The organism is Roseibium porphyridii (genome assembly GCF_026191725.2).
In the GTDB taxonomy this organism is placed as follows: domain Bacteria; phylum Pseudomonadota; class Alphaproteobacteria; order Rhizobiales; family Stappiaceae; genus Roseibium; species Roseibium porphyridii.
Genome location: NZ_CP120863.1, coordinates 2,900,793 through 2,921,349 on the forward strand (window position 1 = coordinate 2,900,793; position 20,557 = coordinate 2,921,349).

The following is a 20,557-nucleotide window of genomic DNA, read 5'->3' on the forward strand; positions in this document are numbered from 1 at the left end:
AGAAAGACGAGAGAAGAACGATGCTGCAACCGAAGCGCACAAAGTTCCGCAAGCAGCACAAAGGCCGCATTCACGGCTTGTCGAAGGGAGGCACCGACCTCAACTTCGGCGCATTCGGTCTGAAGGCTTTGGAGCCAGAGCGTGTTACTGCACGTCAGATCGAAGCGGCCCGTCGTGCTATGACCCGCCACATGAAACGTGCGGGTCGTGTTTGGATCCGTATCTTCCCGGACGTTCCGGTTTCTTCGAAGCCTGCTGAAGTCCGTATGGGTAAGGGTAAGGGTTCTCCGGATTACTGGGCTTGCCGCGTCAAGCCTGGCCGGATCATGTTCGAAATTGACGGTGTGCCGGAAGACATTGCGCGTGAAGCGATGCGTCTTGCTGCTGCCAAACTGCCGATCAAATGCCGTTTCGTTCAGCGTATCGGCGAGTAAGGCAGTCGAGGAGTTAATGCCATGAAGGCGACCGAAGTACGGGCGAAAACCGTTGATGAGCTCCGCACGGAACTCGAAGGTCTGAAGAAAGAGCAGTTCAATCTGCGTTTTCAGAAGGCAACGGGTCAGCTTGAAAACACAGCGCGCGTCCGGCAGATCCGCCGCGACATCGCGCGTATCCAGACGATCATGCGCGAAAAGCGCGTGACGGCGAACGCTTAAGGAGACGGCAATGCCAAAGCGTATCTTGCAGGGCACCGTTGTCGGCGACGCCAATGACAAGACGGTGACGGTGAACGTGGAGCGTCGCTTCACACACCCGCTGCTGAAGAAGACTGTGCGCCGGACTAAAAAGTACCGCGCACACGACGAAAGCAATCAATACAAGATTGGCGACTCTGTTCAGATCGAAGAGTGCGCGCCGATCTCGAAAAACAAACGTTGGACTGTGGTCACTCAGTGACCACGCTCCGATCAAGTGAGCATCAGGCGCTTAACCGAGCGCCAATAGAAGAACAAGGCAGCCAGTCATGATTCAGATGCAAACAAACCTCGACGTCGCCGATAATTCCGGCGCGCGTCGTGTCATGTGCATCAAAGTGCTCGGCGGCTCCAAGCGTAAATATGCCCAGGTCGGCGACATTATCGTCGTCTCCGTCAAAGAGGCTATTCCGCGGGGCCGCGTTAAGAAGGGCGACGTGATGAAGGCTGTCGTCGTGCGCACGGCAAAGGATATCCGCCGTCCCGATGGCAGCGTGATCCGGTTCGACCGCAATGCGGCCGTGCTGGTCAACAACAATAAGGAGCCGGTCGGCACCCGTATCTTTGGTCCGGTGCCGCGCGAACTCCGTGCAAAAAACCATATGAAAATCATTTCGCTCGCGCCGGAGGTGCTCTGATGGCTGCGAAAATTAAAAAAGGCGACACGGTGGTTGTACTGACCGGCCGTGACAAGGGTAAGTCCGGCGAAGTCATCCAGATGCTGACCGCCGATAACAAGGCCCTGGTCCGTGGCATCAACATGGTTCGCCGCCACCAGAAGCAGACCCAGACCCAGGAAGCTGGCATCGTTGCTAAGGAAGCACCGATCCATCTCTCCAACGTCTCCCTGGTCGATCCTAAGGACGGCAAGGCGACTCGCGTCGGCTTCAAAGTGCAGGACGATGGCACCAAGGTTCGTGTGGCCAAGCGTTCGGGAGACCTGATCGATGGCTGAGTCCACTAATGTGCCGCGTCTTCGGACGCATTACGATGAAGTCGTGCGCAAGCAGCTTCTGGAACAGTTCCAGTACAAGAACGTTATGCAGGTTCCGCAGCTGGAAAAAATCGTCCTGAACATCGGTGTCGGTGAGGCGGTTGGCGATTCCAAGAAAGCGCGCATCGCAGCAGAAGACCTGGCAGCAATCGCCGGTCAGAAGCCGGTCATCACCAAGGCTAAGAAATCCATCGCAACCTTCAAGGTTCGTGAAGGCATGCCACTTGGTGCCAAGGTGACCCTGCGCCGCCAGCAGATGTACGAGTTCATGGACCGTCTGATCACCATCGCGCTGCCGCGCGTTCGTGACTTCCGTGGTCTGAACTCGAAAAGCTTCGACGGTCGCGGCAACTATGCCATGGGCATCAAAGAACACATCGTGTTCCCGGAAATCGAGTACGACAAGGTCGACCAGATCTGGGGCATGGACGTGATCGTTTGCACAACGGCATCGACGGATGACGAGGCGCGCGAGCTTCTGCGCGCGTTCAACTTCCCGTTCACGAAGTAACGGGCAAGGAAGGGAACGACGATGGCGAAGAAAAGCGCAATCGAGAAAAACAAGCGCCGCGAGAAGCTTGTCAAGAAATACGCTGAGAAGCGCACCGCTCTGAAGGCAATGGCCAAAGATGAAAGCCTGTCCCTGGAAGAGCGTTACAACGCCCGCCTGAAGCTGGCAAAACTGCCGCGGAATTCCGCGCCGAACCGTGTTCGCAATCGCTGCGAAGTGTCCGGCCGTCCGCGCGGTTTTTACCGCAAGCTGAAGATGTCGCGTATTGCGCTTCGTGAACTGGGTTCTCTGGGTAAAATCCCGGGCCTGGTCAAGTCGAGCTGGTAAGGAGAAACTCCGATGGCAATTTCTGATCCGTTGGGGGATATGCTGACCCGCATCCGCAACGCGCAATTGCGCCGCAAGAGCAAGGTCAGTTCACCAAAATCCAAATTGCGTGCACACGTACTTGATGTGCTCGCAAAAGAGGGTTACATCCGTGGCTACACTTCGGTTGACTATGAGGGCGGTAAGTCCGAGTTGGAAATCGAATTGAAGTATTTCGACGGTGAACCGGTTATTCGCACGATTGAACGTGTGTCCAAGCCGGGCCGCCGCGTTTACTCCTCGGTGAAAAACATCCCGCATGTCTCTAATGGCCTGGGTGTGTCGATCATTTCGACGCCACGCGGTGTCATGAGCGACCATCAGGCGCGGGAAGAAAATGTAGGTGGTGAGGTTCTTTGCCGCGTCTTCTGAGGCGGCATTCTCACTGTTAAAACAACGACAAGGTTGGTCATATGTCTCGTATTGGCAAAAAGCCAGTCCCCGTGCCAAGCGGGGTAACGGCATCGATCGACGGTCAGACGGTTACGATCAAAGGCCCGAAAGGCGAAAAGTCTTTCTTGCTCAATGATCTTGTTCTGGCCGAAATGACGGATGACGGGATCAAAATCGATCCGCGTAACAACACCAAGCCGGCTCGCTCCATGTGGGGTATGAGCCGTACCATGGTGTCGAACCTGATTACCGGTGTAACCGATGGTTTCAAAAAGGACCTCGCGATTACTGGTGTCGGTTACCGTGCACAGGTCCAGGGTCAAAACCTTCAGCTGGCGCTCGGTTTCTCGCATGACGTCGTCTATCCGATCCCGGAAGGCATCGATATTAAGTGCCCGAAACCGACGGAAATCAGCATCACCGGAACCGACAAGCAACGTGTCGGCCAGGTGGCAGCCGAAATCCGTGAATTCCGCCCGCCGGAGCCGTATAAAGGCAAAGGCGTACGTTATGCAGACGAATTTATCGTCCGCAAAGAAGGCAAGAAGAAGTAACGGACCTGGATCATGGCGAACAGCAAACAAGCTTTCGAGCGCCGCCGCGATCGCGTGCGTCGTTCGATCAGGAAAGCCGCCGGCGGACGTCCGCGCCTTTCCATCTTCCGCTCGTCGAAGCAGATCTACGCCCAGATCATTGACGATGCGAAGGGGCACACGATTGCCTCTGCTTCAACGATCGAAACAGATCTCAAGGGCAGCCTGAAAACGGGCGCCGATGTTGCAGCAGCTGCTGCTGTCGGCAAGCTTGTAGCCGAGCGCGCAGTTGCCGCTGGCATCAAGCAGGTCGTGTTCGACCGAGGTGGGTACATGTATCATGGGCGCGTCAAAGCGCTTGCTGATGCAGCCCGCGAAGGTGGACTTGAATTCTGACCAGCGCCCGTTGGCGCTCTTAAGAACGGAAGACGTATAAAATGGCGAGACATGAAAATCGCGATCGCGACGAGCGAGACAGCGAATTCGTCGACAAGCTCGTTCACATCAACCGCGTTGCCAAAGTGGTCAAGGGTGGCCGCCGTTTCGGCTTCGCCGCTCTGGTAGTGGTTGGTGATCAGAAGGGCCGTGTCGGCTTCGGTCATGGCAAGGCACGTGAAGTGCCGGAAGCCATCCGGAAAGCAACTGAAGCTGCAAAGCGCACAATGATCCGTGTGCCGCTTCGCGAAGGCCGGACCCTTCATCACGATGTGGAAGGCCGTCACGGTGCGGGCAAGGTTCTGCTGCGTGCAGCTCCGGCTGGTACGGGTATCATTGCAGGTGGTCCAATGCGTGCCGTCTTTGAAACGCTTGGCGTTCAGGACGTTGTGGCAAAGTCGCTGGGAACATCCAACCCTTACAACATGGTTCGTGCAACATTCGCTGCACTGACCAAAGAAGACAGCCCGCGCTCCGTCGCAGCTCGCCGAGGCCTGAAGGTCTCTGTGCTGCAGTCGCGGCGTCGTGACAACAACGATGAGGCGGCTCCGGCTGCCGCTGAGGCTTGACCTTAGCGGCTCGGGTCCCCAGCTGAAAGAGGGTAGGTTCCATGGCGAACACCGAAAAGACTGTTACGGTCGAACAGATCGGCAGCCCGCTGCGCCGTCCTAAGGACCAGCGCGCGACGCTTGTCGGTCTTGGCCTGAACAAGATGCACCGCCGTTCCACGCTGAAGGATACTCCGGAAGTGCGCGGCATGATCAATAAGGTCCAGCATCTCGTTCGCGTCGTCGAAGACAACGCGTAAGAACGGGGTGAGGAGAGAGAACATGAAGCTCAACGAACTTCGTGATAACGAAGGCGCAACACCAGAGCGCACCCGCGTTGGACGCGGTATCGGTTCTGGCAAGGGCAAGACCGGTGGCCGTGGTGTCAAAGGTCAGAAGTCCCGTTCCGGCGTCGCTATCAAAGGCTTTGAAGGCGGTCAGATGCCGCTTCACCGCCGTTTGCCGAAACGCGGCTTCACGAACATTTTTGCCAAGGACTTCAATACTGTGTCCGTCGGCCGTGTTCAGAAGGCGATTGATGCCGGCAAATTGAATGCATCCGAAACCGTGACGGTTGAAGCCCTGAAGGCTGCCGGCGTCGTCAAACGGATCCGTGATGGCGTGCGCATCGTTGCAAACGGTGAACTCACTGCTGCAGTGACATTTGAAGTGGCTGGTGCCTCCAAGGGTGCTGTGGCTGCAATCGAAAAAGCGGGCGGCAAGATTGCCGTTCAGGGAGCTCAGGCTTAACAGCCTGGGCTTTTCCCATTTTTGGGCAAGCATCTGACCGGAGTAGGGCATGGCATCGGCCGCCGAGCAACTGGCGTCAAATCTAAATTTCTCAGCTTTCGCCAAGGCTGAAGAACTCAAAAAGCGCATCTGGTTCACGCTAGGGGCGCTTTTGGTTTATCGACTGGGCACTTACATTCCGATGCCCGGCATCAATCCGGAAGCCTTTGCGCAGGCCTTTGATCAGGCGCAGCAAGGCATTATCGGCATGTTCAACATGTTCGCCGGTGGTGCGGTCGAGCGGATGGCGATCTTCGCCCTCGGCATCATGCCGTATATTTCCGCCTCCATTATCATGCAGCTGATGACGACGGTCGTTCCGACCCTTGAGCAGCTGAAAAAGGAAGGCGAACAGGGCCGCAAGGTCATCAACCAGTACACCAGGTACGGAACCGTCATTCTGGCGGCGTTCCAGGCCTACGGCATTGCTGTCGGGCTTGAAGGCGCAACCAATGTTGTTACCGATCCGGGCTGGTTCTTCCGTGCATCCACCGTAATCACGCTTGTCGGCGGCACCATGTTCCTGATGTGGCTTGGCGAACAGATCACGTCGCGCGGCATCGGCAACGGTATTTCGCTGATCATCTTTGCCGGCATTGTCGCCGGTCTGCCTTCAGCAGTGGTTCAGACGCTTGAACTTGGTCGTCAGGGCTCCCTGGCAACCGGTATCATTCTGGCAGTCATCATCCTCGCTGTTGTGGTTATCGCGTTCATCGTGTTCATGGAGCGTGCTCAGCGCCGCCTTCTGATCCAGTATCCGAAGCGGCAGATGGGCAACCGCATGTTCGAGGGCAACACCTCGTTCCTGCCATTGAAGCTGAACACCGCTGGTGTCATTCCGCCGATCTTCGCGTCGTCACTTCTGCTCGTGCCGGCGACGCTTTCCGGTTTTGGGCAAGGTAGCGGCAACGAGTGGCTGACATACATCACAGCGGCACTTGGACACGGGCAGCCGCTGTTCATGGTGTTCTATGCCGCCATGATCATTTTCTTCTGTTTCTTCTATACGGCGATCGTGTTCAACCCGAGTGATACGGCCGACAATCTGAAGAAACACGGCGGTTTCATCCCTGGCATTCGTCCTGGTGAACGCACTGCGCAATATATCGACCATGTGCTGACGCGCATTACGGTTGTCGGTGCGCTTTACATCACCGTCGTTTGTCTATTACCCGAATTCCTAATATCGGCCACTGGCGTTCCGTTTTACTTCGGGGGCACCTCTTTGCTAATTGTGGTTAGCGTGACAATGGATACCGTATCGCAGATCCAGGGCCACTTGCTTGCACACCAGTACGAGGGGCTCGTGAAAAAAGCGAAACTCAGGGGGAAACGTCGATGAGGCTAATTCTGGTAGGACCGCCAGGAGCGGGGAAGGGAACGCAGGCCATTCGGCTTGTTGAAAAATACGGCATTCCGCAGCTCTCCACGGGAGACATGCTACGGGCCGCCGTTGCCGCCCAGACCCCGGTCGGCCTCAAAGCCAAGGAAGTGATGGATTCCGGCGGGCTCGTCTCTGATGAGATCGTCGTCGGAATTATCCGCGACCGGATCGCAGAAGACGATGCAAAGAATGGTTTCATTCTTGACGGCTTCCCGCGCACCGTTGCCCAGGCTGAGGCACTGGACGAAATGCTCGAGGCCGGTAGCTACAAAGTAGATGCCGTCGTTGAGCTGCGTGTCGACCAGACCAAACTCGTTGATCGTATCGTGAAGCGGGCTGAAGATGCCAAAGCAGCCGGTGAGCCGGTTCGCAAGGATGACGACCCGATCGTCTTCAAGCAAAGGCTCGAAGCATATAACCGCGATACCGCAGTTGTTGTCCCTTATTACGAGAAGACCGGCCTGCTTCATGTCATCGATGGAATGCAATCCATTGAAGAAGTTGCAGGGTCTATAGATTCCGTACTTCAAGGTCTTGACGAAAGGGTTTAGAGCCGGTAAACGACGCGCTCTACCTTACAGTTAAGCCGGTTCCATGGATGTGGGACCGGCATTCTCTGTGCCGGGACCATCCCGGCATTTTCACACCCGCAAGGGCCGGACTCCACCGGACGCGGGCACTACCCACTGCGGGCAGAAACTCCGGTTCTGCCGCATAACATGGAGACCAACGTGGCACGTATTGCTGGCGTTAACATCCCGACGAACAAGCGCGTTGTCATCGCGCTTCAGTACATTCACGGCATTGGCAAGAAATTTGCCCAGGAAATCGTTGAAAAGAACAACATCGACGCTTCCCGCCGTGTGAATGAGCTTTCCGACGCAGAAGTTCTGCAGATCCGCGAAACCATCGACCGTGACTATATGGTTGAGGGTGATCTTCGCCGTGATACGGCAATGAACATCAAGCGTTTGATGGATCTTGGCTGCTACCGCGGCCTGCGTCACCGCCGCGGCCTGCCGGTTCGTGGTCAGCGGACGCATACTAACGCACGTACTCGCAAGGGTCCGGCGAAACCGATCGCAGGTAAGAAGAAATAATCATCATTCCGCGATTGGTGGTGGAGCTGCCGGCATTACGGCAGTGACGAGATCAAAACAAGGATAACAAAATGGCTAAAGACACGACGCGCGTGCGTCGCCGCGAACGCAAGAACATTTCGTCTGGCGTTGCGCATGTGAATTCGACATTCAACAACACGATGATCACGATCACGGACGCTCAGGGCAATGCAATTTCCTGGTCTTCCGCTGGTGCGCTTGGCTTCAAGGGCTCTCGTAAGTCCACGCCGTATGCGGCTCAGGTTGCTGCTGAAGATGCTGCGAAGAAAGCTGCCGAACACGGCATGCGCACTCTCGAAGTTGAAGTGCGCGGTCCGGGTTCCGGCCGTGAATCTGCGCTTCGGGCACTGCAGGCCGCCGGTTTCCTGATCACGTCCATCCGCGACGTGACGCCGATACCGCACAACGGCTGTCGTCCGCGCAAGCGCCGCCGCGTCTAAGGCTTATTCAGTCTTAGGTACCTGTTTCTCCAAATGGCAAAGAATAGCCTGGCCGCAGAGCCGGGCGGGATAGCCGAAGGGACGCAAACGTGACCATTCAAAAAAATTGGCAGGAACTGATCAAGCCGACCAAACTCGAGATCAAGCCGGGTGATGACCCGCGCTTCTTGGCAACGGTTGTTGCCGAGCCGCTCGAGCGTGGCTACGGCTTGACACTGGGCAACGCCCTGCGCCGCATTCTTCTGTCCTCCCTGCAAGGGGCGGCGGTAACCGCGGTTCAGATCGATGGCGTTCTGCATGAGTTCTCGTCGATCCCGGGTGTCCGGGAAGATGTCACCGACATCGTGCTCAACATCAAGGAAATCGCCATTCGCATGGAAGGCGAAGGACCCAAGCGCATGGTTGTGCGCAAGCAGGGACCAGGTGTTGTGACGGCCGGTGATATCCAGACAGTCGGCGACGTGGAAGTGCTCAACCCGGAACTGGTTCTCTGCACACTCGACGAAGGCGCTGAAATCCGCATGGAATTCACCGTCAACACCGGTAAAGGCTACCATTCTTCTGATCGCAACCGGCCGGAAGATGCTCCGATCGGGTTGATTCCGGTCGACAGTCTTTACTCACCGGTCAAGAAGGTCTCCTACAAGGTGGAAAACACCCGTGAAGGCCAGGTTCTTGACTATGACAAGCTGACCCTGACCATTGAAACCGATGGTTCCGTCAAGCCGGATGATGCCGTGGCTTTCGCAGCGCGCATTCTGCAGGATCAGCTTTCCATCTTCGTCAATTTCGAAGAGCCGCAACGCGAAGTCGCCGAGGACACTGTTCCGGAACTGGCTTTCAACCCGGCGCTTTTGAAGAAAGTCGACGAGCTGGAACTGTCTGTCCGGTCTGCAAACTGCCTGAAGAACGACAATATCGTGTATATTGGCGATCTCATTCAGAAGACCGAAGCGGAAATGCTGCGGACGCCGAATTTCGGCCGCAAGTCGCTCAACGAAATCAAAGAAGTTCTCGCTCAGATGGGCCTCCATCTCGGCATGGAAGTCGCCAACTGGCCGCCTGAGAACATCGATGATCTCGCCAAGCGCTACGAAGACCATCAGTATTAAGGACGCATGCGTCCTTTAGGGAACCACCGGGCAAGTGCTCTTGAAGGAAACAGAGCAGACTTCCCGATAGAAAAAGGAGAGGGCCATGCGCCACGGTAAAGCCGGCCGCAAGCTCAATCGGACTTCTAGCCACCGCAAGGCTATGTTCGCAAACATGGCAGCGTCGCTGATCAAGCACGAGCAGATCGTCACGACCCTGCCCAAGGCCAAAGAAATGAAGCCGATCATCGACAAGCTCATCACTTTGGGCAAACGCGGTGATCTTCATGCACGCCGCCAGGCTATCTCGCAGATCCGCGATACAGCCATGGTTGCCAAGCTGTTTGACACGCTTGGCGAGCGTTACAAGGAACGCAACGGGGGGTATTCCCGCGTTCTGAAAGCCGGTTTCCGCTATGGTGACAATGCTCCGATGGCAGTCATCGAGCTCGTCGACCGGGATCCGGAAGCGCGCGGCGCAGACGATCGCGCTCGTGTTGAAGCAGAAGAAGCGGCTGAAAACGCAGCGTAAGTTCGGTTTTCATAGCGAATACTGAAAGGCGGGCATTGGCTCGCCTTTTTGTTTGAAATAAACTTCTTCAAATACTTTTCTGCTGCCTGCAAATAGTATGATTGCCGATTATCAATGATTTAAGAAACTCGAGCCTATCTTTTCCCAGCCTCCTGGAGATGGATTCGGGGCTGGGGAGAATTATTGTGATCGGCAACAAGAAATCGGGATCGAAGAAGGCCGGGCCTTCTCTTCGTCTTTCCTTTGTTATTCCTGCTTTGATGATCGTGATCACGGTCGCTGCCTGTGCAGCAGTCGGTGTGATTGGTTACATGACAGGCAAAGACGGTTTGCAGAAAGCAGCCGAAGCTGAGCTTGGTATGGTCATCACAGCCAGGTCGGCACTGCTTGACGCAAAGCTGGATACCGTCGAGGCGGAAATTGTCAATCTTGCCTCCAGCGTGGCTGACCCGATCAGCAATCTGGGCAATGCGACCATGAACCTGGACAAGGAAAAGGCAGAAATTCTAAGCCTTTTCCACGCTCCACAGTCACCTGAAGAACGTGCTCAGCTGACAGGTGCCGAACAAAAGACCATGTACGCCTGGCGCCACTCGGAAGCGCATCCGGCCTTTTATAATGTCTGGAAAAACGGCGGATATGCAGATGTCTACCTGATAGATCCTGCGGGCCTAATTCTTTACTCTGTCACCAAAGGGGATGAATTCCTCTCAAAGCTTGGTGAAGGAAGTGCTGCCGACGGAACCGGTCTTGAAGCTGTCTTCAATGCTGCAAAAGAGCTGGAAGAAGGCAAGGTCGCTGCGACAGGGTTTGAAGCTTACGGCCCTGGTGGTGGTGAGGGAACGCTGTTCCTTGCTTCTCCGGTCTATATGAATTCCTTTGGTTCCGTTAGCCTGAATGGTGTGGCTGTTGTCCGTTTGAACACCAAGTTTTTGAACAAGGTCGTTGCGGGACGTGAGGATCTTGGTGAAACAGGCCAAGTTTACGTCATCGATCAAGATGGTCTGGTTCTCAGTGACATGCCACTTGCCGGTTCACAGACCGCTTTGACCGCAACTGTAGATGCTGCTCCGGCACGCGAAGCGGCAAACGGTGCGGAAGCAGCGGATATCGTTATCGGTGCTGATGGTGTTGCAGACCTCATGGTCGCACGCCCGCTCTCCTTCCAAGGACAGAACTGGGCGATTGTTGCTGAAAAGAGCGTTGAAGAGACGCTTTCGGCAGTTACCAACATGCGCGATCAGATGTTTATCTGGTCCTTGGGGACCATTGCGGTTGCCGCTGTCATCGCACTGTTCTTCTCTCGCTCGATCACTGGACCGTTGACCACACTGGTCGGCGCTCTCAATGCAATTGCCTCAGGTGATCTTGGCGCTGAAATCAAGGCAGCGAAACGCAAGGACGAAATTGGCGATATCGGCCGTGCCGTTCTGCAAATCCGCCAGAACGCGGCAGATGAAAATGAGCGCAGGGCTGCAGAAGAGGCCGACGAAGCGCAACGCCAAGCAGCACAACGGCAGGAAATGCTGGCAAGCCTTGCTGGTGATTTCGAAGCGACTGTCGGCACGGTGGTCGACAAGGTCGCGCGGTCTGCATCGAAGCTGCGTGAAAGCGCTAACAACATGCGCAGCATGACAGATAGTGCCGGTGAAACCTCCACCAATGCTGCGGAGATGTCTGAAGGTACGCTTGCCGAAGTGGAATCGATTGCAGCTGCTTCCGATCAGCTTTCCAGTTCGATCCAGGAGATCTCTACGCTGATTGAACGTTCGTCCGGCGTGGCAGCTGAAGCGACAAAGCGGGCGGAAACAACCAACGAGACCGTCAAGTCGCTTGCTGAAGCAGCCAACCGGATCGGTGAAGTGGTCACGCTTATCTCCGACATTGCAGACCAAACCAACCTGCTGGCTCTGAATGCGACCATCGAAGCGGCACGTGCCGGTGAGGCGGGCAAGGGCTTTGCGGTGGTTGCATCCGAAGTCAAGGACCTTGCCGCACAGACAGGCAAGGCGACTGGTGAAATCCAGCAGCAGATCGATGCGATCCGCGGAGCGACGGATGATGCGGTTGGAGCAATCGGTGACATTCAAAAAACGATTGATGATATCACGCAATCGGTCAGTGAAGTTGCCGCTGCGGTGACCGAGCAAAGCTATGCGACGCAGGGCATTGCGGAGAATACGCAACGTGCAGCTGGTGGAACATCCAAGGTGGTTGAGGACATTCGGAACGTTGCCTCACTTTCCAACGACACCAACATGGCCGCTCAGAACTTCACGGATGAAGCTGGAGATATGGCATCGGAGGCTGAGCAGCTGGACACCGAAGTCCGCAGCTTCCTCGATCAGGTCCGCTCTGCCTGATCAAACACTGTATTTTGATCGAAAGCCGCCGGATTTCCGGCGGCTTTTTGCTTTTGTATTTGCCTCCATTCCACCCTATCTGCCATGTATCGGCATTCAACCTTTTGAGATTCGAAACGAGGGCATGGCATGCGCCTGGCACAAACCGGTAAAACGACAAAACTGCTGTGCTTAGTTCTGACGGGGGTTTTGGGCCTTTGGTCGGCAAACGCATTTGCCCAGACAGCACAGCCAACACCCACCGACCTCAGGCTGGTTCCTCAAAGCGAAACACAAATAAAGCTGTCCTTCGCGCCGATTGTGAAAAACGTCGCTCCGGCCGTCGTCAACGTCTATGCCAGTCGCAAGGTCGTGCAGCGGCAACGAGTATCGCCGTTTTTTGATGATCCTTTCTTCAGGCGATTTTTCGGCCAGCCAGGAGGCGGTGGCTTTGACCGTCCGCGCGAGCGGGTGGAATCCTCCCTTGGCTCCGGCGTGATCATCAGCCAAGACGGCACCGTCATCACCAATCATCACGTCATCAAGGATGCGGATGAAGTCCGTGTCGCGCTGAGTGACAGGCGTGAATTTGATGCAGAAATCGTTTTGCTGGATGAGCGAACCGATCTTGCCGTATTGAAGATCAAGGGTGAGGGGCCGTTTGATCATACGACTTTTGCAGAGTCCGACAGTCTCGAGGTCGGAGACATTGTGCTTGCCATCGGCAATCCGTTCGGTGTCGGTCAGACTGTGACCCAGGGCATTGTGTCCGCGACGGCCCGGACTCAGGTTGGTGTCACTGATTTCCAGTTTTTCATTCAGACGGACGCCGCGATCAATCCGGGCAATTCCGGCGGAGCTCTCGTGGACATGGAGGGGAAACTCGTCGGGATCAACACGGCGATTTTCTCTCGTTCTGGTGGTTCCAACGGCATTGGTTTTGCCATCCCCGCCCATATGGCGCGGTTTGTAGCGCGGGCGGCTGACCAGGGAGGCAAGGTTCAAAGGCCCTGGCTCGGCGCGACCGTACAGCTGGTCAATTCAGAGATTGCAGAAGCACTGTCACTCGATCGTCCGCGCGGGGTTTTGGTGACCGCCGTTTTCGACGGGTCACCTGCACAGGATGCCGGGCTGAAAGTGAGTGATCTCGTTGTTGCTATCGGCGGCAAGGAAGTAACCGATCCGAACTCCTTCGGCTATCGGTTTGCGACCAAGATGATCGGCGATGACACCGAGTTCAAGATCATCCGTGACGGCAAGGAAATTGCCTTGCCCATTTCCCTGGTGCCGGCCCCGGAGACAGTGCCGCGGGATACGCGAGAGCTTGTTGAGTTTTCACCGTTCGAAGGGGCAACAGTCATGAACCTTTCTCCGGCCGTATCGACAGAAATCGGTCTGGAAGGGGTATTTGAAGGCGTTGTGATCACAGCGGTGCGGCGCGGCAGCACGGCAAATCAGGTGGGCTTGCGTCCCGGCGATGTCGTGCGTGGTATTAATGAGCAGGTTGTCGAAAGCACCAGGATGCTTGAAACGGTGACCAAGACACCTCCGCGTGTCTGGCGGCTTGAGATCGAACGCGATGGCAAGGTGTCCCAGCTTATCTTGAGGTAGACGTCCCTTTGAGCGATCTGTTCGAAGCTTCGGGTCTGGCACAGTCCGGCCCTCGGCCTTTGGCCGACAGAATGCGTCCGGCAAAGCTGGCTGATGTTGTTGGCCAGGATCACTTGCTGGGCCCTGAGGGCACATTGTCCAGGATGCTCAAGACGCGCACGCTTGGATCACTGATTTTCTGGGGGCCGCCAGGGACTGGCAAAACCACAATCGCGCGCCTTTTGGCCAATGAGACAGATCTGGCGTTTGAGCAGATCTCAGCCATTTTCTCCGGCGTTTCTGAACTGAAGAAAGTCTTCGAGGCCGCGAGGGCGCGGCGCATGGGCGGACGCGCCACGCTTTTGTTCGTGGACGAGATCCATCGTTTCAATCGTGCCCAACAGGACAGTTTTCTGCCTGTCATGGAAGACGGCACGATCACACTGGTCGGAGCCACCACCGAGAACCCGTCATTTGAATTGAATGCAGCGCTTCTGTCGCGCTCGCATGTCATGACGTTTCAGTCCCTGTCAGGCGATGCAATTGAAAAACTTCTGCTCAGGGCGGAGGAGACTGAAGAACGGGCTCTGCCGCTTGATGCCGAAGCACGGCAAGTGCTTATCCGCATGGCGGATGGTGATGGCCGTTCCGCACTGACCCTTGCTGAAGATGTCTGGCGGGCTGCCGACATAGATGAAGTTTTCGACGCAGAGCGCTTGCAGCAGATCGTGCAACGGCGCGCTCCGATCTATGACAAGAGCGCGGATGGTCACTACAACCTCATCTCGGCGCTCCACAAGTCGGTACGCGGTTCCGATCCGGACGCCTCGCTTTACTGGTTCTGCCGCATGCTCGATGGTGGCGAAGATCCCATGTATCTCGCCCGACGTTTGATCCGCATGGCTGTAGAGGACATCGGTCTTGCAGACCCCAATGCGCTGGTACAGGCGAATGCGGCTCGCGACGCCTATCAGATGCTGGGGTCTCCCGAAGGCGAGCTGGCCCTCGCACAGGCGGTCATTTACCTGGCGACGGCACCTAAGTCGAACGGCGCTTATGTCGCGTACAAAGCTGCAATGCGTTCAGCCAAGTCCAGCGGTTCGCTGCTTCCGCCCAAACACATCCTCAATGCACCCACAAAGCTGATGAAGGAAGAAGGCTACGGAGCAGGGTACAGCTATGACCACGACGCCCCTGACGGGTTTTCCGGCCAGGACTATTTTCCAGAAAACCTGGGTCGTGAGACCTACTACGACCCGCCGCAGCGTGGATTTGAACGTGAGCTCAAAAAGCGGTTGGAGTATTGGGACAAGCTGAGAAAAGAACGTAGCTGAATTGCCGAACTTTGCGGCGGGCCGGTTCAGTCGCCAGGCGACTTAAGCCGATCCAATGCGCTTTGCAGAGATTTGATCAGTTGTTCCCGCTCGCCGGCTTCCAACTCTTCCGGCAGATCAAATGCGAGCTCATTCAGCTTTTCAGACACTTTCGATAGATCTGCGCCGAGCGTATCAGACGATTTGTCTTTCAATCCCACTACCTGGAAAGTGTTCACGGGGTAGGCGATGCCTTTGACCGTGACGTCGCCGTTTCCGGTGCAGGCGACATGCTGTTTCACCTGCGAGTAGGTTTCAAAGGATATCAGGATCGAGCCAGGGTCAGACAGGGCTTCCAGTCTCGATGCGATGTTCACGCCTCTGCCTATGATCGTATAGTCCAGTCGATCATCACTGCCGAAGTTGCCGACGGTACAATAGTCGGTATGGATGCCCATCCGGCATTTGAGCGGATTGGATATTCCTGCCTGCCGCCAGACGTCCTGCAGCTCCGACATGCGTTCACGCATCTCAATTGCCATTTTCACGCAGGCGAGCGCGTCTTCCGTCACACCACGTGTTTCCGGATCACCGAAGAAGATAACGATGGCATCGCCGACATATTTGTCGATCGTCGCGCCATGCTTCAACGCAATCCTGGACATCTCGGTCAGGTATTGATTGAGGACGCTTGTGAGCTCTTCGCTCTCCAATCGGTCGGCGGTCTCGGTAAAGTCTGCGATGTCCGAGAAAAAGACAGTCAGTTTCTTGCGAGTGGAGGCAATCTTGACTTCCTGTCGGCCCTCGAAGATGGACTGATAGACCTGTGGAGACAAATATTTTGCCAGCTGCCTGGAGAGATCCTCAAGTTTTTCGGACTGCTCGGAAAGCTGATCTTCAATAGCCTCGCTATGTTCGATCGTCGCTTCATAAAGAACGCGAAGGTCTTCCAGTTCAGCACGCAGATCCTTGTTTTCCTCTTCGAATGAGCGAAGGGGAGCGTCCTCTATTTCGTTCTTGATGCTGGACGAGGGCTGCGTTTCTTTTTCCAAGCTGAGTGCCATTTTGATCGAGTGGACGGAAGTCTCTGTTGATGCCGTTTAGCCTGCCGCCCAAGAATCACCTTCGACGGATGCTTTATCTTAGCGCAAGAGGCCTTCAGCTCGCGCGAAAAAGTGCAGTGCAGCTTTCCAGTATAAGGAGCGATGTCAAATCTTGATCACGCACGGAACGCCCAGACGTGAGAAGGCATGATCACATTGTAATGGCGCAGCTCTTCGGTATGGCGGTGCGATCGCCACATAAACATTTGAAACCTTTTACTGTGTTAGACTCGCGAATGGTTCGTTGAGTCCCAAACCGGAAGCCGGCGGCAGCCCATGAAGGAAATCGAACTCAGATTGGCGCTTGTGCTCTATGGGGGCGTGTCCCTGGCCATCTATATGCACGGCGTGAGCCGTGAAGTTTTGAACCTGGTACGCGCTTCGAACTTCCGGTTGGATCGCAATGCTGGCAAGACTGCCGAGAACCAACCTTCAGAACTGTCTCCGGTTCAAACCGCATTTCGTGACCTTCTCGATCTAATTTCTTCTGTTGCCGACATCAGAGTTGTTGTTGATGCAATCGCAGGCGCTTCGGCTGGTGGTGTCAACGGTATCATGCTGGCGCGCGCCATCGCCCACGACCTGCCGCTCGACAGCCATAGTGAGATGTGGCTTCAAAATGCTGACGTTACGCGGCTGGCAAGGCCCCAGTCCGGTCTTTCACGCTATCTGAAGCTTTCGGTTTCACCGGTTTTGGACCGTCTCATCTCTTCTAGACTGAACAAACAGATCGAGAGTGCAGAGACACGCGAGAAACTGCGCCAATTCATGCAGTCGCGCTGGTTTTCGCCGCCGTTTTCGGGCGAACGCTTTATCGGCTGGATGCTGGATGCATGCCGAAAAATGGAAAACGGGGAAAGCACTGGCCGGTCGCTGATACCACGCGGGCAAACACTCGACCTATTCGTCACCATTACAGATTACAACGGCATGAAGCGCCGGATCCATCTGGATGACCCCGCTTTTGTGGAAGAGTGGGATCATCGCCGAATCTTAAACTTTCATGCAGTTCACCGGGCACCAGGTTTTGTCGACAGTCAATTCGACACAGATAACATCCCGGACATTGTCTTTGCTGCACGCGCAACCTCTTCTTTCCCGGGAGCCTTTCCTCCGGCGACAGTTGCGGAGATGGAAAGGGTGCTTTCAAGGAAGGAGCTGGCCTGGAACAATCGAGATTCGTTTCTGGCCCAGGGCCTCGATCTTAGATCCGAAACTTTCGGCAATCACTGCTTCGTCGACGGCAGTGTTGTCATGAACAAGCCGTTTGCTCCCGTGATTGACGTTATTCAGAGACGGCCGGCCGCGCGCGAAGTTGCTCGGCGTTTGATTTATGTCGATCCAGCACCGGTGGAACCGCAAGAAGCGGGCAGCGGTCCTGTCGAGTTGCCGGGATTTTTTCGGGTTATTCTGGCATCGCTTGCGCATATTCCTCGAAATGAGCCGATTGGCGATGACCTGCGTGAACTGGAACAGAACAACAGGCGAAGCCGGTGGCTATCACAGCTGATCGATGCAGCGGGACCCATGGTGGAGCAGGCGGTTTCGGGACTGCTGCCAAAGCGGCGCAAGGTGAGCGCTGCGTTGCTGGCCAAGTGCCGCCAGGATGCGACAGTAGCTGCCTTCCAGCAGGCAGGCTTTGCTTTCCTGAACTATCAGTCGCTGAAACTTCATGCTCTTGCCGAGCGGATTGCCGGTCTTGCAGCGCTGTTGAATGAAGACGAGGGCGCACGGGCGCAGGAAGAGGCCATGCTGGGCCTGTTTGCAAACCACTTCACGGATCTCACGAAAAACAGCAAGGATGTACTTGGCCGCACCGACCCGGAGATTGTTGGACTGCTGCGTGGTCTTGACGTTGATTATCGGGTGAGGCGGTTGCGTTTCGTCATTCGCAAGCTCAACGGGTTTTACCACTATGAGCCCGACAGCGGGTTGCCGCCGCCAGATACAGCCGCGCTCGATCGCCTGAAAGGTTTGCTGTACGAGCAAATCGACCATTTGGGCTGGCGCTGGACCCGTCGATTTTTTGGTGGCAGAAGCCAGTCAATAACGCGGGAATTCGTTCAGGATGTTTCAGTTGGTGCATCCACTGCGGGCGATCATGTCGCAACTCTCCTGGACAGCCTGATCGGCATGATGGGACTTGCTGATCTCGACCGGTTACAGGACGAATTGTTTGCTGAAACGGCACTTGAGCTGCTCGACAAGGAACGGCATGCGACCCTGATGCGAGCCTATATTGGCTTTGCGTTTTATGACCTCATTACATTTCCAGTCCTGCAAAGAAACGATTTTTCCGAAGTCACTGAGATATTGGTCGACCGGATCAGCCCACGGGACGCGACAAGCCTTTTCACGCAAGGGTTTGACCTGAAAGGCAAGCAACTCAATACCTTTGGTGCCTTCTTCAATAGAGGCTGGCGGGAACATGATTATCTGTGGGGGCGCTTGAACGCCGCCGACAGGCTGGTGAGCATTGTCTTGTCCGCTGCTCATGAGGGCACTTTGCCGCAGCCGCAGGTCAATCAGGCTCGCGCGCGTATCTTTTTGGCCGTTTTGGAAGAAGAGCGCGGAAAACTCACTGAAATACCTGATGAAATTGACCGTATCGACGCTTTGGTCAGATCCATTTATCCCGACTTTGCGCATGTTGAAGAGGAAGTCTAGGCGTATCTGTCCATAAAATCTGACCGTGTTTTCTTGACGCGGCGTTTCAACTTTCGCTACGCACTGCTATAGCGAAGGCCTCACGGATGGATATTTTTTATGAGCTTCGTAACAGACACGTTTGGAACTGGGATTGGCGCGCTGGTGGCGATGTTTGCCGGATTGTATCTGGCGAGCCTTGTTGTGCTGTTCGCGACCGGTCTTACCATGACGGCGCTCAACAGCAGGCATCCCGACCGCAAGATTCAAAAACGTCAGCCGACCCATGATGCGATCCGCGATATCAAGTCGTCGACAGTCCAGCTTCTGATAACCAGTTGCTGTCTTTCCATCGGTCTTTATTTCCAGATGCGCGGATGGACGCTTTTTGCTCCGGTGGCCCTGTCCTGGTGGTCTGTACCGTTGTTCTTTGTACTTTCTCTGATGCTGCACGACACCTGGTTCTACTGGGGCCATCGGATCCTTCATACAAAGCTCTTCTATCGGTTCCACAAGCCGCACCACATGACCGTGACGCCTACGGTCTGGTCAAATGACGCAGGTTCCAGCGTCGACACGCTTTTTGCCCATTCCTACTATGCACTGGTGCTTCTCGTCGTGCCGATGCCACCGCTTGTCTTCCTGGGCCATCGGTTGTTCGATCAGGTGTCTGCCGCTATTGGCCATTGCGGATATGAGCATTTCGCAAGCCCGAGCGCCCGCAAACCCTGGCCGCTGCTATGCACGCTCTATCACGATCAGCATCATCAGTATTTTGTCTACAATTACGCTAACTACTTCTCGTTCTGGGATCGGATGTGTGGAACTATTCATCCGACCTACGATGAGCGTGTTGAGGGGTTCGAGGCGCTTTATGCCGGCAAGCAGGATCAATCCCAATGACGCTCCTGCTTGAGTACATCACCGTTTTTGCAGTCATCTACGCGGTTATGGTGGCTGTCTACTTTGCGACTGGTTTCGCCTTAATGGCGATCAACGCCCGTTACCCCGATAGACGAATTCAAAAACACCGCGACGGATTGAAACGCCAGGCAGAAGAAATTCGCTCCTCGATGAAGGCGCTTGCAACGTCCTCTGTCTTGATGTCTGCCGGATACTTTGCCCAGACACAGGGTTGGACCCTGTTTGAGCCCCTGGCGCTTTCCTGGTGGTCGTTCCCGCTGATGTTTGCCGTCTGTTTCGTGCTGTTCGATGCCTGGTTTTACTGGGGGCACAGGCTGTTGCATGTTCCTGCGCTCTATAAATTCCACGTCCCACACCATCGCTCGATAGCCCCAACAGCCTGGAGCAATGATAGCTCCACATTCGTGGACACGCTCATTGAGCATTTCTTCTATTTCATTGTGTGGTTCGTGCTGCCGGTTCCGGCACTGAGTGTTTTTGCGCTGCGCCTTTTCGACCAGATTTCGGGCATGGTCGGACATTCCGGGTTCGAGTATTTTGCGTCCAAGTCATCGCGCTACCCGTCACCACTGATTTGTACGACCTTCCATGATCTGCATCATTCGCAGTTTCACTATAACTACGGTAACTTCTTCTCATTCTGGGATCGCGTGTGTGGAACAGTTCATCCGAAATACGATGAACTTGTGCGCTCGATGGAAGAAACCGGAGAGATCCCGGATACTGAAGAAACCAAAGTCAAGGCAACCGGGTAAGCCCGCACACTAGATCAGCTGTGTCAGCCAACCGACAAACTGGATGTAATAG

Annotated in this window: 25 protein-coding genes and 1 pseudogene; 25 read left to right on the plus strand and 1 reads right to left on the minus strand. The window is 55.4% G+C overall.

What is annotated here, in order from left to right; all coding sequences use genetic code 11:
- The first annotated feature begins 20 nt into the window (after nt 1-20).
- The 22 genes from rplP (at nt 21) to K1718_RS13675 (ending at nt 15,098) form a co-directional block, all read left to right on the plus strand.
- On the plus strand, nt 21-434 hold the full coding sequence (gene rplP / locus K1718_RS13570) for a 50S ribosomal protein L16 (protein ID WP_055115933.1): 414 nt from the start codon (nt 21-23) through the stop codon (nt 432-434).
- A gap of 21 nt (nt 435-455) precedes the next feature.
- Nucleotides 456-656 (plus strand): 50S ribosomal protein L29, encoded by a 201-nt coding sequence (gene rpmC, locus K1718_RS13575; RefSeq protein WP_152501374.1) that lies wholly within the window; start codon nt 456-458, stop codon nt 654-656.
- A gap of 10 nt (nt 657-666) precedes the next feature.
- Nucleotides 667-897, plus strand: coding sequence for a 30S ribosomal protein S17 (rpsQ, locus tag K1718_RS13580; RefSeq protein WP_152501375.1), 231 nt, complete (start codon nt 667-669; stop codon nt 895-897).
- Between the two features lie 67 nt (nt 898-964).
- Nucleotides 965-1,333, plus strand: coding sequence for a 50S ribosomal protein L14 (rplN, locus tag K1718_RS13585; RefSeq protein ID WP_008191626.1), 369 nt, complete (start codon nt 965-967; stop codon nt 1,331-1,333).
- On the plus strand, nt 1,333-1,650 hold the full coding sequence (rplX, locus tag K1718_RS13590; protein WP_152501376.1) for a 50S ribosomal protein L24: 318 nt from the start codon (nt 1,333-1,335) through the stop codon (nt 1,648-1,650). The genes rplN and rplX overlap by 1 nt, the downstream gene beginning before the upstream one ends.
- On the plus strand, nt 1,643-2,200 hold the full coding sequence (gene rplE, locus K1718_RS13595; RefSeq protein ID WP_265682204.1) for a 50S ribosomal protein L5: 558 nt from the start codon (nt 1,643-1,645) through the stop codon (nt 2,198-2,200). The genes rplX and rplE overlap by 8 nt, the downstream gene beginning before the upstream one ends.
- 21 nt (nt 2,201-2,221) lie before the next feature.
- Nucleotides 2,222-2,527 carry a 30S ribosomal protein S14 gene (gene rpsN, locus K1718_RS13600; RefSeq protein ID WP_152501378.1) on the plus strand — a complete coding sequence of 102 codons (306 nt, stop codon included), beginning with the start codon at nt 2,222-2,224 and terminating at the stop codon, nt 2,525-2,527.
- Nucleotides 2,528-2,539: 12 nt separating this feature from the next.
- Complete coding sequence (rpsH, locus tag K1718_RS13605; RefSeq protein ID WP_152501379.1) at nt 2,540-2,938, plus strand: 30S ribosomal protein S8; 399 nt, start codon at nt 2,540-2,542, stop codon at nt 2,936-2,938.
- 41 nt (nt 2,939-2,979) lie between these two features.
- Nucleotides 2,980-3,513 carry a 50S ribosomal protein L6 gene (gene rplF / locus K1718_RS13610; RefSeq protein ID WP_152501380.1) on the plus strand — a complete coding sequence of 178 codons (534 nt, stop codon included), beginning with the start codon at nt 2,980-2,982 and terminating at the stop codon, nt 3,511-3,513.
- A 12-nt stretch (nt 3,514-3,525) separates the two neighbouring features.
- Nucleotides 3,526-3,888: a 50S ribosomal protein L18 gene (gene rplR, locus K1718_RS13615; protein WP_152501381.1), complete on the plus strand. Its 363-nt coding sequence runs from the start codon at nt 3,526-3,528 to the stop codon at nt 3,886-3,888.
- Nucleotides 3,889-3,929: 41 nt separating this feature from the next.
- The gene (gene rpsE / locus K1718_RS13620; protein WP_152501382.1) at nt 3,930-4,496 is read left to right on the plus strand and encodes a 30S ribosomal protein S5; all 567 of its coding nucleotides are present in this window, start codon (nt 3,930-3,932) and stop codon (nt 4,494-4,496) included.
- 41 nt (nt 4,497-4,537) lie between these two features.
- Nucleotides 4,538-4,735, plus strand: coding sequence for a 50S ribosomal protein L30 (rpmD, locus tag K1718_RS13625; protein ID WP_006936433.1), 198 nt, complete (start codon nt 4,538-4,540; stop codon nt 4,733-4,735).
- Between the two features lie 22 nt (nt 4,736-4,757).
- On the plus strand, nt 4,758-5,225 hold the full coding sequence (gene rplO, locus K1718_RS13630) for a 50S ribosomal protein L15 (RefSeq protein WP_152501383.1): 468 nt from the start codon (nt 4,758-4,760) through the stop codon (nt 5,223-5,225).
- Between the two features lie 49 nt (nt 5,226-5,274).
- Entirely contained in the window at nt 5,275-6,606 is a 1,332-nt protein-coding gene (gene secY, locus K1718_RS13635) for a preprotein translocase subunit SecY (RefSeq protein WP_152501384.1), read from the plus strand.
- Nucleotides 6,603-7,199 carry an adenylate kinase gene (locus tag K1718_RS13640; RefSeq protein WP_152501385.1) on the plus strand — a complete coding sequence of 199 codons (597 nt, stop codon included), beginning with the start codon at nt 6,603-6,605 and terminating at the stop codon, nt 7,197-7,199. The genes secY and K1718_RS13640 overlap by 4 nt, the downstream gene beginning before the upstream one ends.
- A gap of 180 nt (nt 7,200-7,379) precedes the next feature.
- A complete protein-coding gene (gene rpsM / locus K1718_RS13645; RefSeq protein ID WP_152501386.1) occupies nt 7,380-7,748 on the plus strand; it encodes a 30S ribosomal protein S13 in 369 nt (122 codons plus the stop codon).
- A gap of 71 nt (nt 7,749-7,819) precedes the next feature.
- Entirely contained in the window at nt 7,820-8,209 is a 390-nt protein-coding gene (gene rpsK / locus K1718_RS13650) for a 30S ribosomal protein S11 (RefSeq protein WP_006936427.1), read from the plus strand.
- A gap of 89 nt (nt 8,210-8,298) precedes the next feature.
- The gene (locus K1718_RS13655; protein ID WP_152501387.1) at nt 8,299-9,321 is read left to right on the plus strand and encodes a DNA-directed RNA polymerase subunit alpha; all 1,023 of its coding nucleotides are present in this window, start codon (nt 8,299-8,301) and stop codon (nt 9,319-9,321) included.
- A gap of 85 nt (nt 9,322-9,406) precedes the next feature.
- Complete coding sequence (rplQ, locus tag K1718_RS13660) at nt 9,407-9,832, plus strand: 50S ribosomal protein L17 (RefSeq protein WP_152501388.1); 426 nt, start codon at nt 9,407-9,409, stop codon at nt 9,830-9,832.
- Nucleotides 9,833-10,017: 185 nt separating this feature from the next.
- Nucleotides 10,018-12,195 carry a methyl-accepting chemotaxis protein gene (locus K1718_RS13665; RefSeq protein WP_265682169.1) on the plus strand — a complete coding sequence of 726 codons (2,178 nt, stop codon included), beginning with the start codon at nt 10,018-10,020 and terminating at the stop codon, nt 12,193-12,195.
- A gap of 129 nt (nt 12,196-12,324) precedes the next feature.
- Nucleotides 12,325-13,785, plus strand: a complete 1,461-nt coding sequence (locus K1718_RS13670) for a Do family serine endopeptidase (protein ID WP_265682167.1) — start codon at nt 12,325-12,327, stop codon at nt 13,783-13,785.
- An 8-nt stretch (nt 13,786-13,793) separates the two neighbouring features.
- A complete protein-coding gene (locus K1718_RS13675) occupies nt 13,794-15,098 on the plus strand; it encodes a replication-associated recombination protein A (protein ID WP_152501390.1) in 1,305 nt (434 codons plus the stop codon).
- A gap of 26 nt (nt 15,099-15,124) precedes the next feature.
- On the opposite strand, the pseudogene K1718_RS13680 reads toward K1718_RS13675, so the two are convergent.
- Nucleotides 15,125-15,976, minus strand: a pseudogene (locus K1718_RS13680) (adenylate/guanylate cyclase domain-containing protein); the annotation flags it as partial.
- A gap of 480 nt (nt 15,977-16,456) precedes the next feature.
- On the opposite strand from K1718_RS13680, the gene K1718_RS13685 reads away from it, so the two are divergent.
- From K1718_RS13685 to K1718_RS13695, 3 genes are all read left to right on the plus strand, one after another.
- On the plus strand, nt 16,457-18,847 hold the full coding sequence (locus K1718_RS13685) for a patatin-like protein (RefSeq protein WP_265682165.1): 2,391 nt from the start codon (nt 16,457-16,459) through the stop codon (nt 18,845-18,847).
- Between the two features lie 99 nt (nt 18,848-18,946).
- Nucleotides 18,947-19,729 (plus strand): sterol desaturase family protein, encoded by a 783-nt coding sequence (locus K1718_RS13690; protein ID WP_265682163.1) that lies wholly within the window; start codon nt 18,947-18,949, stop codon nt 19,727-19,729.
- Nucleotides 19,726-20,505 (plus strand): sterol desaturase family protein, encoded by a 780-nt coding sequence (locus K1718_RS13695; RefSeq protein ID WP_265682161.1) that lies wholly within the window; start codon nt 19,726-19,728, stop codon nt 20,503-20,505. The genes K1718_RS13690 and K1718_RS13695 overlap by 4 nt, the downstream gene beginning before the upstream one ends.
- The last annotated feature ends 52 nt before the right edge of the window (nt 20,506-20,557 follow it).